This window comes from Methylobacterium sp. J-026, assembly GCF_022829585.1.
Lineage (GTDB): Bacteria > Pseudomonadota > Alphaproteobacteria > Rhizobiales > Beijerinckiaceae > Methylobacterium.
On sequence record NZ_JAKSYC010000349.1, the window covers coordinates 1 to 13,105 of the forward strand.

Genomic DNA, 13,105 nt, shown 5'->3' on the forward strand with positions numbered 1-13,105 from the left:
GGCTGCACGTACCTGCCCGCGGCGGGTCCGACGGCGAGCGCGATCCAGGCGGGCGCGGAGGTGGCCACCCCGGATGGCGGGATGCTGGCGCGCTACGAGATCATCGACGTCACCCCCGCGGTGGTCGAGGCCCTGCGCGGACGGCCGCTGGACAGCCTGCTCGCCTCCTTCGGCGACCACCGGTCGTCGGCCGAGCCGGTCATCGGCATCGGCGACATGGTCTCGGTCTCGGTCTGGGAGGCCGGCTCCGGCGGCCTGTTCTCCGGGCCGCTGGTCGCCGACCGCTTCTCCGCCGGCTCCAAATCCGCCCTCATCCCCGAGCAGCCGGTCGGGCGCGACGGCGCCATCTCGGTGCCCTATGCCGGCCGGATCAAGGTCGCCGGCCGCCGCCCCCAGGACGTCCAGTCCCTGATCGAGAACGAACTCGCCGGCAAGGCCATCCAGCCGCAGGTGCTGGTCTCGGTCACCCGCCCGATCTCCCAGGCGGTCACCGTCACCGGCGAGGGCGCCGCCGGCGCCCGCCTGCCGCTCTCCGGCCACGGCGACCGCATCCTCGACGTCATCGCGGCCGCCGGCGGCAACCGCTCGCCGGTCTCGGAGACCTTCGTGCGCCTGTCGCGCGGGCCGGTCACCGCCACCGTCCCCCTGACCACCGTGGTGTCCAACCCCAAGGAGAACATCTACCTGCGGCCCAACGACGTGCTCACCCTGGTGCGCGATCCCCAGACCTTCCTGGCGGTGGGCGCGCTCGGCCAGGCCACCGAGCTGCCGTTCCAGGCCGACGGCATCACCCTGGCCCAGGCCCTGGCCAAGGCGCGCGGCCTGTCGGATTTCGCCGCCGACCCGGCGGGCACCTTCATCTTCCGGTTCGAGCCCGCCAGCGTCGTGCGCCGGCTCAACCCCGGCTCCAAGCTGCTCGCCACGCCGCTCGTGCCCGTGGTCTACCGCATCGACATGCGCGACCCCAACAGCCTGTTCGTCTCCCAGGCGTTCCGCATGCGCAACCGCGACCTCGTCTACGTGTCCAACGCCCCCTTCACCGAACTGTCCAAGGTCCTCTCCGCCTTCAGCGGCGTCACCGGACCCGTCTCCTCCGTCGCAACCGCCTACTACTACGCGAAGTAGGCCTGCTGGCCCGCACTCCCGCTTCGCAACAGAAGCCGGAACGCAAAACAGGGCGCGGAAGTCATCCGCGCCCTGTTGCATGTCGATGCCGGGATTAGCTGTCTGAGATGGAGCCGATCGCCCCGCGGGACGCCCGGCGTCGCCGTCGTTAAGCCCGCTTGGCCAGCAGCTGCTCGATCAGCGAGCCGCCCTTGTCGATCGCCGCCAGCTCCTCGGCCACCGCGTTCACGGTATCGCGGATCTGGTCCGCGCTGTGCTCGGAGGTCAGGAAGAAGCGCAGGCGCGAGGCCCGCTCCGGCACCGCCGGGTGGATGATCGGCTGCACGTTGATGCCCCGGCGGAACAGCCGGTCCGACAGGGTGACGGCCTTCAGCGAATCGCCCACGATGATCGGCACCACGGCCAGCCCCAGGCTGAAGCCGGTGTCGAGGCCGAGCTTCTTGGCGGTGGCCAGGAACAGGGTCCCGTTCTGGCGCAGGCGCTCGACCCGCTCCGGCTCGGCGTGCATCACGGCCAGCGCCGCCTCGGCGGCGGCGGCGAGGGGCGGGGACATGCCGACGCTGTAGACGAAGCCGCCGGCCGAGTGCTTCAGGTACTCGATCAGCGCGATCGGTCCGCAGATGTAGCCGCCGCAGGTGGACAGCGTCTTCGACAGCGTGCCCATCCAGATGTCGACCTCCTTTGGGTCGACACCGCAATGCTCGAACAGGCCGGCGCCGGTGCGGCCGGTGACGCCGAGGCCGTGGGCCTCGTCGACCATCAGCCACGCGTCGTAGCGCTTCTTGAGGGCGACGAGCCCGGCCAGGTCCGGCGCGTCGCCGTCCATGCTGTAGAGGCCCTCGACCACGATCAGCGCCCGGCGGTGCTCGTGGCGGGTGGCCTGGAGCAGGCTCTCCAGGGCGTCGAGATCGTTATGCGCGAAGGAGCGCCGCTGCGCGCCCGAGAGCTGCGCGCCGGTCACGATGCTGTTGTGGGACAGGGCGTCGTGGAAGATCACGTCGCCGGCCTCCAGCAGGGCGCCGATGGTGGTCACGTTGGTGGCGTGGCCGCTCACCATCACGACGCAGCCCTCGGAGTGGTAGTGCTTGGCCAGCGCCTGTTCGAGGCTGATATGCCCCGGCCGCTCGCCCGCCACGACCCGGCTCGCCGACGCGGAGGTGCCATAGGCGTCGATCGCCTCCCGGGCCGCATTGCTCACCCGCGGGTGACCGTTGAGGCCGAGATAGTCGTAGGACGAGAAGTTGGTGAAGGTCTTCTGGTCGATCCGGGTGGTCGCCCCCGCCTTCGCGTCGTGGACGCGGAAGAACGGGTTGCCCAGGCCGATCAGCTCGGCCGCCTGGCGCTGCAGCTTCAGCTCCCGGTAGCCGGGCAGGTTCTCGAAGTTCTGCGCCGCCGATTTTCCGGCGGGGGAGGCCGCCTTGGCGGGGGCCGGGCGCGGCGTCGCGCGCCCGAGCCGGTTGGTCACGAAGCCGGCGAGCGCCGCGCGTCCGCCGTCCGGCCGTGCCGTATCGGTCATGAGTTGGTCTCTTTGATCTCGCTGGACGTCTGCTCGATGAGTTCCCGGAGCGGCGCCATCATCTGCGCATCGATCTCACCGCCGACATGCTTCGAGACGAGACTCATCGCGACGCCGGCTGCCTCGTCCATGGGCGCGGAAACCGCCTGAATTAAGGACTCCGACAGCTCGTTGACGGTCATGCCGGACGAGAGCCCAGCGGGCGGCGCGTCGAGGGCGAAGCGCTCCTGCAGGCTGGCGCCGAGCTCGACGCCCATCAGCGAATCGAGGCCGATCTCCGAGAGCTGGCGCACGCGGCTGATATCGTCCTTGGGCAGGCGCAGGATCCGGGCGATGTCCTCGACGATCGCGTCCGACACGGTCTTGCGGACCGAGTCGAGGTCGCCGCCCTTGAGGAGCGCCCCGATGTTGATCGCCTGGACGCCGCCGGCCTCGGCCTGCTGGTCCGACCCGAGTTCGGCGTAGCTCGGCGAGCGCATGGTGGCGAGCCGCTCGCGCGCCTTGCCCCAATGCATCGCCGCGATGGCGATCACCGCCTCGTCCGGGGACGTGCCCTGGCTGCCCAGCGCCTCGGCCATCAGGTCAAGGCAGCGGCGGGCCTCCATCGGCGTGACGCCGACGCGGCCGGCGAGGCCTTCCATGACGGCCTTGTTGCGGGCGAGCATCCCGACATCGCCGATCGCACCCCAGGCCACCGCCAGGGCGGGCAGGCCGCGGCGGCGGCGCTGCCGGGCCAGACCCTCCATGAAGCCGTTGGCGGCCACGTAGGAGCCCTGGCCCGGGTTGCCGATGAAGGTCGTCGCCGAGGAGAACATCACGAAGTAGTCGAGGCTGCGGTCCCGGGTGGCGGCGTCCAGGTGCTGGGCGCCGATCACCTTCGGGCCGATCACCGCGTCGAGCGCAGCCGCGTCGATGTTGGCGATCAGGCCGTCCTGGAGCACCGCCGCTGCGTGGAGCACGCCCGCGAGCTTCCTCCCGCCCTGCTCGATCTCGGCGATCAGGCGATCCACCGACGAACGGCTGGTGATGTCGACCGCCTTGGCCGTGACGCTCACGCCCCGGCCGGCGAGGTCGGCGACGATCGCCTTGGCCTCGTCGGTGGCCGCGCCCTTGCGGCCGGCCAGCACGAGGTGCCGGGCGCCCCGGTCGATCAGCCAGCGCGCTGCCTCGAGGCCGAAGCCGCCGAGGCCGCCGGTGAGCAGGTGGACGCCCTCGGTCGAGACCGTGAACGGCCGTCTGGTGTCCTTCATGATCGTGCCGGCCCTGGGCGGGCTGATCACGATCTTCCCGATGTGACCCGATTGCTGCATCAGCCGGAACGCGTCCGAGGTCTCGGCCGCCGTGAACGGCTGGTAGGGCAGGGGCTTCAGGCCGCCGTCGTTGAACAGGGCCATCACCTCGCGGAACATCCGCGCGCCGTCATCGCCCTGGTGCTGGATCACCTGGTCGAGGTCGACGCCGAAGTAGCTGAGGTTCCGCCGGAACGGGCGCAGGCCGATATGGGTGTTGGCGACGTAGTCGCGCTTGCCCAGCTCGACGAAGCGGCCGAAGGGCCGGAGTGCGTTCAGCGAGCGCTCCATCGCCTCACCGAACAGGCTGTTCAGGACGATGTCGACCCCGTCGCCGGTGATCGCCCGGACCTCGTCCACGAAGGCCAGCGAGCGGGAATCGAGCACGTGCTCGGCGCCCAAAGCCTTCACGAGCGCCCGCTTCTCGCGGGACCCCGCGGTGGCGATGACCCGCGCGCCCTTCAGCTTGGCGATCTGGAGCGCGGCGAGGCCGACGCCGCCGGCACCGCCATGGACCAGCACCCACTCGCCGCGCCGCATCCGGGCGCAGGAGACGAGGCTGTAATAGGCGGTGAGGAACGCCACCGGCACGGTGGCGGCCGCCATCGGGTCGAGGCCCTGCGGCATCGGCGCGACCACGAGGTCGGGCACGACGATGTGGGTGGCGAAGCCCGACTGGGCGAAGGCGACGACCGGATCGCCGACCTTGAAGCCCTTCACCCCCGGACCGACGGCCGTGACCCGGCCGGCGCATTCGAGGCCCAGCCGCGGGCCGGCGAAGCCGTCCTCCAGGATCTCCTCGGGGAGCATCGAGAGCGCCCAGAGCACGTCGCGGAAGTTGAGGCCGGTGGCCTCGACCGCGATCTCCAACTCGCCCTTGCCGGGGGTGCGGCGCTCGGCCGGACCCCAGACCATCTCGCTGAGGCCGCCGGTGTTGCTCCGCTCCAGGCGCGCCGCCTCCGCCGGGACGGCATCGGCGGGATCCCGGTGCTGCGGCCGACCGGCATGGAAACGCACCACCTGCGTCCGCTCGTCGTCGAGCACGATCTCGGTCTCCGGGGTGCCGGAGAGGATCAGGTCGCGCAGGCGCTCGGACGCGCGCTTCGACGACATCTCGGGGGAGAGGTCGATGCGGCGCACATCCAGGTTCGGGGCCTCGTTGGCCAGCGTGCGGGAGAAGGCCCAAACGCCGGCCTCGACGTTGGTGGCTTGGCCGCCGCGGTCGCGGGTCGCGCCCGGCGCCACCACCCACAGGCGGGTCTGGCGGGCGCCGAGATGCTCGATGCAGCGCTTCAGGCTGAGGCAGCGGTCGCGCAGCCGCTCGGCCGCCTCGCCGCCGCGGGTGAAGGCGCCGGCCAGGAACACCACCGTATCGGGGGTCTCCTTCTCCAGCTCCATCAGGGAGGTCTCGGAATCGAGGATGATCGAGACGTGGACGCCGCCCGCGACCAGCAGGGTCGCCAGGGACGAGGCGGTCTCGGCCGCGAACTCGTCGTCCGAGCCGATGATGAAGGCGAAGCTCTGCGCCGCGGCCGGGCCCGGACGCACCGGTGCCTCGGCCGTCAGCAGCAGGTCGTCGCCGTTGGCGGAGGCCGCCCGCTCGACCTCGACCTTGACGAGGCCGTGGGCGCTGAGCGTGCGCTGCCAGCCCTCGATATCCTCGAGCCGGCCGACCGGCAGGCCGCCCACGGCCTCCTCGAACCAGCCGGCGGTGAGGCCGAACACGAGGTCGCGGAACAGGGACGCGCCCGGCTCGACGGCCACGAGCAGGCCGCCGGTGGCGAGCGCCCCGGCGAGCTGGCCCGGCAGGGCGCGGTCGCCCCGGTGGAGGCTGCCGGCCGCCAGGATCACGTCGAAGCTGCCGGGGGCGAGCTCCTCGGCGGTCTCGACCACGGCGGCGGCGCGGCCGAGCGACAGGCGGGCGCGCTCGGCCAGCCTGCGGTCGGTCTCGAACACGGTGAGCCGGGCCTCGGCGGCGGCCGCGAAGGTCGCCGCCTGAGCCGAGAGTGGGCCGAAGCCGACCTGCAGAACCCGCAGCGCCCGCTCCTTCGGGAGCTGCACGCGGCTCCGCTCGATGAGCTTCGCGACCACGTCGGCGCCGTGGCGCGCGGTGGCCGAGCGCAGCACGAAGGCGTCGATGGCGCCCTGCGGCAGGGCGGGCGCGTCGGTCAGCGTGCCGGCGAGCAGGCGATCGACCAGGGCGCCGACATCGGCGATCAGCACCAACTCGGCCGAGAGATCCGGATGGTCGCCGGCGATCCAGCGCATGATCTCGTCGGGGGCCGGCAGCGCGGAGCCGTCGCCCAGCGCCCAGTTCTCGCCGGCGCGCTCGGCCAGGCCGCTGCTCTCCAGGGCGTAGAGGGCGTTCAGCAGCCAGGGGCGCAGGGCCTCGGGGACGCGGCGATCGGCGACCGACACGGTCTCGCCTTGCGCCAGCCCGGAGGCGAGGCGGTAGGCCAGGGAGGTCGCCCAGCCCTCCAGCAGGAGGTGCCCCGGCGACAGGGCGGCGTCGGCCGGTCCCTTCGCCTCGGCGGCGAGCGGCCGCAGGCGCGCGGCCACGCTCGGTCGGCGCTCCATCGGGATCGCGGTCGGCTCGGTGGCGAGTTCCGGCACCTGGGAGATCGCGAAGGCCGAGAGGTCGCCGCCGCTCTTGGCGCGCAGGGCCTGGAACCGGCCCTCGCGGATCGTGGCGACCACGGCCCCCTCGGCGTCGAGGAGGGTGAAGTCGGCCAGGATCGAGCGCTCGTTGCACCGGCGGGTCCGGATGATCGAGCGGGCGATCACCGCGCCGGGGCGCAGCAGCCGGACCTCGCCGAAGCGCACCGGGATATAGGCCTTGCCGCCATTCTCGCCGAGCAGGTCGGCGAAGAGCAGGATCAGCCCGTGGAAGCAGGCGTCGAGCCGGTTCGGCACCAGGGCGTAGCGGCTGTCGGGCTCGGCCGGCAGCAGGTCGGACACGATGGTGGCGTCGTCCAGCCGGGCGCTCATGGCGACCTGCTGGAAGCTCGGGCCGAAGGCCAGGCCCGAGGCGAGGGCCTTGGCGTACAGCGCCTCGCCGGCGAGCACGTGGTCACCCGCGGTCTCGAAGCTGAACCCGTTCAGCTCCGGCACCTTCGGGGCCGAGAACGTGCCCTCGACGATCTTGGCCTGGGCGTGAATCTGCCAGGGCGTCTGCGTCAGGCGCGGCCGGCTGAGGACCTGGATGCCGTTGCCCGAGCCCGACAGGCGCACCGCGACCTCGCGCAGGGCGTCCTCGGCGAACACCATCGGCGCCACGATCTCGAAATCCGCCAGCACGACCTCGTCGTCGCGCAGGGCCTCGCGGACGCAGGCCAGCGCCATCTCGACAAAGCCGGCGCCGGGCATGATCACCTGGCCGTCGACCTTGTGGTCCTCCAGTTCGGGGACCGTGGCCGGATCGACGAAGCCGTTCCACTCCAGGCCGTCGAAGGTGGTGCGCGAGCCGATCAGCGGATGATAGGGCCGGGGGCTCATGGCGCCGACGCCCTCGGTGGTGTCGGCCAGGCGGAACGGGCGGCGCTGCCACGGATAGGTGGGCAGGCGCACGTCGCCCTTCGGCGCATCGCCGAACAGCAGGGCCTCATCGACCTGCGCGCCCTGGACCAGGGCGGCGCTGACCGCCTTGGCGATCGGGTCGCCGCCGGAGGCCTTGCGGTGCATCACGCCGACCGTGGCGGTCTCGATGCCCAGCGGCTCGACCGCGTCGCCGACGTGGGACATCAGGGTCGCGCGGGGTCCGACCTCCACGAAGATGCGGGCGCCCCGGCGGGTGGCGTCCTGCACGGCCTCGCTGAAGCGCACCGGCTCGCGGATGTTGCGCCACCAGTAGCCGGCGCCGAAATTGGACCCGTCCAGCACAGAGCCGGTGACGGTGGAGACCATGGCGGTGGTGCCCGTCCGCGCCTTCAGGCCGGCGAGATCGCGCAGCAGCGGCTTCTCGGTCGGATCCATCAGCCGTCCGTGGAAGGCGTAGGCGAGGTCGAGCTTGCGGCCGCGCCGGCGCTTGCGCGACAGGGCCTTGAGGGCGGCGTCGATATCGGCCACCGGCCCGGCCACCGTCACGGCCTTCGGGCTGTTATAGGCGGCGATGTCGAGGCTCGGATAATCCTTGAGGAAGCTCTCGACCTCCTCGGCCGGCATCAGCAGCACCGCCATGGTGCCCTGGCCGTGCGTCGTCTCCTGATGGTGGCTGCGGTAGTAGATGACCCGGACCGCGTCCTCCAGGCTCAGGATCCCGGCGGCCTCGGCGGCGGCGATCTCGCCGACGCTGTGGCCGAGGACGTAGGACGGGATCAGGCCCTTCGCCCGGAGCGCGGCCGTCGAGGCGCTCTCGATGGCGAAGATCAGCGGCTGCGAGACGCTGGTGAGCGCGAGGCGCTCGTCCAGGTCTTCGGCGTAGAGGGCGTCCTTCAGCGACCAGTCCGCATAGGATTGGAACAGCGTGTCGACCCGGTCGAAGGCGGCGCGGAACGCGGGGTTCTCCGCGTAGGCCTCGCGGCCCATGCCGGCCCACTGGCTGCCGTTGCCGGAATAGACGAAGGCCACCTCGGCGACGCGGTCGACCGCGGTGCCGGTGAAGGCGTCCGGCGAATCCTCGCCCTCGCCGACGGCGCGCAGGGCCGCGGCGATGTCGGTCTTGCCGTCCAGGGCGACGGCGAGGCGGGCGGGCATCCGCTCCCGGCGATGCGCCACGGCGGCGGCGATGGCCGGGGCCCGGGCGGGCTCGGCCTCGAGCCGCTCGGCGTAGTCCAGGGCCAGCTCGTTCAGCGCGGCGCGGCTCTGGGCCGAGAGCAGCAGCACCTGGGCGGAGGCCCGGGGCGCCGCGGCGTCGGGCTTCGCCCAGGCGGGGGCGTCGGTGATCACGACGTGGGCGTTGGTACCGCCGAAGCCGAACGAGTTCACGCCGGCGAAGCGCTCGCGCGGGCCGCGGCTGATCGGCAGGGCCTTGCGCACGACGCTCAGGTTGAGTTCGTCGAACGGGATCTCGGGATTGAGCTCGGCCGCGTGCAGCGACGGCGGCACGAGGTCGTGCTCCAGGGCGAGCGTCGCCTTCATCAGGCCGGCGAGGCCGGAAACCGGCTCGGTGTGGCCGATATTGGTCTTGATCGAGCCGATCGGCAGCGGTGCCTGCCGGCCGCGACCGAGTTTGGAGCCGATGGCCGAGGCCTCGATCGGGTCGCCCACCGGCGTGCCGGTGCCGTGCGCTTCCATGAAGGCGAGGTCGTCGAGGTTGATCTCGGCCTCGCGGTAGACCTTCTCCAGCAGGGCGCCCTGGGCATAGCCCGACGGCAGGGAGATTCCGGTGGTGCGCCCGTCGGAGTTGATGCCGGAGGCCGCGACCACGGCGCGCACGGTGGCGCCGTTGCGCCGTGCGGCCTCGGCCGATTGCAGCACGAACACCACGCCGCCCTCCGAGCGCACATAGCCGTCGGCGTTCTTCGAGAACGCCTGGCACAGGCCGGTGCGCGAGAGCATCTGCGCGCTGGAGAAGCAGATGAAGTTGAACGGGCTGGCGAGCACGTTCACGCCGGCGACCACCGCCGTGTCGACGCGGCCCGAGCGGATCGCCTGGACGGCGTTGTCGAAGGCGACGAGCGAGGACGAGCAGGCGGTGTCGACCGTGAAGCTCGGACCCTTCAGATCGAAGATGTACGAGATGCGGTTCGAGATGATCGAGAGGGTGTTGCCGGTCGCCGCGTAGGCGTCGCCCGACGGCGCGTCGAGGATGCGCAAATTGCCGTAATCGAGGGACGAGGCGCCGACGAACACGCCGATATGGCTGCCGGCCACGCTCGACGGGCGCAGGCCCGCATCCTCGAGGGCTTCCCAGGTGAGCTCCAGCAGCATCCGCTGCTGCGGGTCCATCTGCTCGGCCTCGCGGGGCGAGATCCCGAACACCGCCGGATCGAACGACCACACGTCGTCGATGACGCCCGCCGCCCAGGTGTAGCTCTTGCCGCGCTCATGGGCCCGGGGATGCGCGAACCGCTCCAGGGAGAAGCGGTCGGCCGGTACCTTGCTGACGGCGCAACGCCCCTCGGAGAGGAGGTGCCATAGCCCGTCGACGCTCGGGGCCCCGGGCAGTCGGCATGCGCGTCCGACGATCGCAATATCTGTACGTTGTGTCACGTTCGGTTCGCACACGCTCGTTATCGGAAGTCGGCTCGGCTCTCGACGAGTGAGTACCCTCTCACCCCTTACTGTGGCACCATTGCGGTGTCCAACCAGCCCCGATGCCAGGTCATCCCCGCCCGGCGAAATTGCCGAAGGCTGTGACATGTATTCATCAGAAGCTTATCCAATCCCGGGGCTCAGAACGCCAGGATAGGACGGGTCGACTGGTTTGAGAGACGCCTAGACGATCATCAGAAAGCCATAGTTTCGCGTCGCAGGCGGGGGACCGTCTACCGGCACGCCGCGCACGCCACGGAGAGATCTTCCAAATGGCCACGCGGCACCGGCGCCGGTTCGGCATCGCGCGGACCGCTGCGGCCCCGGCTCAAGACGGATACGGCGCACGGGCGGCCCCGCTGCGTCCGACGCCGCAATAGGCGAAACCGTGGCGCGTGGCGGTTTCAGGGTCGTAGATGTTGCGCAGGTCGACCAGCACGGGGGCGGATCCGCCCGACGCCATGGTCCGGCGCACCCGGTCGAGATCGAGCGCCCGGAAGGCGTTCCATTCGGTGACGATCACCAGGGCGTCGGCGCCCTCCGCGCAGGCATAGGGGCTCTCGGCATAATCCACCGTCGGCATCAAGGCGCGGGCCTGCGCCATCCCCTCGGGATCGTAGGCGCGCACCGCCGCGCCGGCATCCTGGAGCCCGGCCACGATCGCCAGCGACGGTGCGTCGCGCATGTCGTCGGTGTCGGGCTTGAAGGTCAGGCCGAGCAGGGCGACGGTCTTGCCGCGCACGGCGCCGCCGCAGGCCTTGATCACCTTGCGGGCCATGGCGCGCTTGCGCTGGTCGTTGACCGCCACCACGGTCTCGACGAGGCGCAGCGGCGTGCCGGCATCCTGGGCGGTCTTGACCAGGGCCAAGGTGTCCTTCGGAAAGCACGAGCCGCCGTAGCCCGGCCCGGCATGGAGGAACTTCGACCCGATGCGGTTGTCCAGCCCGATGCCGCGGGCGACCTGCTGGACGTCGGCGCCGACCTCTTCGCACAGGTCGGCCACCTCGTTGATGAAGGTGATCTTCGCGGCCAAGAACGCGTTGGCGGCGTATTTGGTCAGCTCGGCGGTGCGGCGGCTCGTCACCAGGATCGGCGCGGCGTTGAGGTAGAGCGGCCGGCAGACCTCGCGCAGCACCGCCTCGGCCCGGGCCTCCTCGGTGCCGACCACGATGCGGTCGGGGCGCTTGAAGTCGGCGATGGCCGCGCCTTCGCGCAGGAATTCGGGGTTCGACGCCACGGAGAAGTCGGCGGCGGGATTGGTCTCGCGGATGATGCGCTCGACCTCGTCACCGGTGCCGACCGGCACGGTCGACTTGGTGATTACCACGGTGAAGCCCGACAGCGCCCCGGCGATCTCCCGGGCGGCGTCGAACACGAAGCTCAGATCGGCAAATCCGTCGCCCCGGCGGGACGGCGTCCCCACCGCGATGAACACCGCGCCGGCCTCCGCCACCGCCTCCCGCAGCGTCGAGCGGAATGCGATCCGCCCCTGGCGGACGTTCTCGGAGACCAGCGCGTCGAGCCCGGGCTCGTAGATCGGCATGCGGCCTGCGTTCAGCGCGGCGATCTTGTCCGGGTCGCGGTCGATGCAGACCACGCTGTGCCCGAAATCGGCCAGGCACGCTCCGGAGACAAGGCCGACATAGCCGGCCCCTATCATCGCAATCCGCATCCGGCCCTCCCGGCAGCCAGCCCCCGGCTCGCTGCAATGCAGCATGGTCCGGGCGTCACGGCGGCGCAACCCGGGCGGCGCTGGATCGGATCCAGCCTGTCGCACGGACGCAACACACCGGAAGCATGACTGTTCTTTGACAATGCGGCCGTCGCGGCGGGCCGATTCCGCTCGGGCACCGCCTTTTCTTGCCCGGCCCCTGCCCGGATGCGGCTTCGCAGGGGCGGCGGCTTCCTGTAGAAGCGCCACCGCCCGACGGGTGTGGTCGAAGTCCCGCCCCGAGGCCCTGACCCAAGGATCGGCGAAGGACCGTGATGACCGAATTGCCGAACGTGCACGTGCGCGCCGAGGTCCTGGCCCAGGCGCTGCCCCACATGCAGCGCTACGACCAGGAGATCGTGGTGATCAAGTACGGCGGCCACGCCATGGGCGACCGGTCCGCGGCCGAGGATTTCGCCGAGGACATCGTCCTCCTGGAGCAATCCGGGCTGAAGCCGATCGTCGTGCACGGGGGCGGCCCCCAGATCGGCAAGATGCTCGATCGGCTCGGCATCCAGTCCGAGTTCCGCGGCGGCCTGCGCGTCACCGACGCGGCCACCGTCGAGGTGGTCGAGATGGTCCTGGCCGGCCTGATCAACAAGCAGATCGTCGGCTGGATCTCGGCCGAGGGCGGACGGGCCATCGGCCTGTGCGGCAAGGACGGGAACATGGTCCGGGCCAAGCGGGCGCTGAAGACCCTGGTCGATCCCGAGAGCCAAGAGGAGCAGACCATCGACCTCGGTCTCGTCGGCGAACCGGAGCATGTCGAGCGCGGCGTGCTCGACGCGGTGCTGAAGGCCGAGCTGATTCCCGTGCTCGCCCCGGTCGCCTACGGGGCGGACGGACAGACCTACAACGTCAATGCCGACACCTTCGCGGGGGCTATCGCGGGGGCGCTCCGGGCCAAGCGCCTGCTGCTGCTCACCGACGTCCCGGGGGTGCTCGACAAGGACAAGAAGCTGATCCCGGAACTCACCGTGGAGGATTGCCGCCGCCTGATCGCCGACGGCACCATCACGGGCGGCATGATCCCCAAGATCGAGACCTGCATGTACGCGATCGAGCGCGGCGTCGAGGCGGTCGTCATCCTGGACGGCAAGGTCAACCACGCGGTGCTGCTGGAGCTGTTCACCGATTACGGCGCCGGCACGCTGATCCGGCGCGGCTGAAGCCGGTCGCCAAGCGATCGGGCGACCCGATTCGCGCGGGGCGGCAACTTCCGCTCCGCGCGCGCATTGTCCTGCTCCGGGTCAGCCCCGAGCAAGCCAGCCT

5 protein-coding genes are annotated in these 13,105 nt (G+C 71.3%); 2 read left to right on the top strand and 3 right to left on the bottom strand.

Features of this window, described 5'->3' with window-relative positions:
* The coding region (locus MKK69_RS30120) for a polysaccharide biosynthesis/export family protein (RefSeq protein WP_243973844.1) at positions 1-1,125 on the top strand (1,125 nt) is incomplete at its 5' end.
* Between the two features lie 148 nt (positions 1,126-1,273).
* Here MKK69_RS30120 and MKK69_RS30125 read toward each other — a convergent pair.
* The 3 genes from MKK69_RS30125 to MKK69_RS30135 form a co-directional block, all read right to left on the bottom strand.
* The gene (locus MKK69_RS30125) at positions 1,274-2,641 is read right to left on the bottom strand and encodes an aminotransferase class I/II-fold pyridoxal phosphate-dependent enzyme (RefSeq protein WP_243973845.1); all 1,368 of its coding nucleotides are present in this window, start codon (positions 2,639-2,641) and stop codon (positions 1,274-1,276) included.
* Positions 2,638-10,080 carry a type I polyketide synthase gene (locus MKK69_RS30130; protein ID WP_243973846.1) on the bottom strand — a complete coding sequence of 2,481 codons (7,443 nt, stop codon included), beginning with the start codon at positions 10,078-10,080 and terminating at the stop codon, positions 2,638-2,640. The genes MKK69_RS30125 and MKK69_RS30130 overlap by 4 nt, the downstream gene beginning before the upstream one ends.
* Positions 10,081-10,450: 370 nt before the next feature.
* A complete protein-coding gene (locus MKK69_RS30135; protein ID WP_243973847.1) occupies positions 10,451-11,794 on the bottom strand; it encodes a UDP-glucose dehydrogenase family protein in 1,344 nt (447 codons plus the stop codon).
* Positions 11,795-12,108: 314 nt separating this feature from the next.
* On the opposite strand from MKK69_RS30135, the gene argB reads away from it, so the two are divergent.
* On the top strand, positions 12,109-13,002 hold the full coding sequence (gene argB / locus MKK69_RS30140; RefSeq protein WP_243973848.1) for an acetylglutamate kinase: 894 nt from the start codon (positions 12,109-12,111) through the stop codon (positions 13,000-13,002).
* Positions 13,003-13,105: the final 103 nt, after the last annotated feature.

Excerpts from the sequence above, each read along its gene's own strand:
- MKK69_RS30125 (WP_243973845.1), bottom strand. The coding sequence starts at position 2,641 with ATGACCGATACGGCACGGCCGGACGGCGGACGCGCGGCGCTCGCCGGC.
- MKK69_RS30135 (WP_243973847.1), bottom strand. The coding sequence starts at position 11,794 with ATGCGGATTGCGATGATAGGGGCCGGCTATGTCGGCCTTGTCTCCGGA.
- argB (WP_243973848.1), top strand. The coding sequence starts at position 12,109 with ATGACCGAATTGCCGAACGTGCACGTGCGCGCCGAGGTCCTGGCCCAG.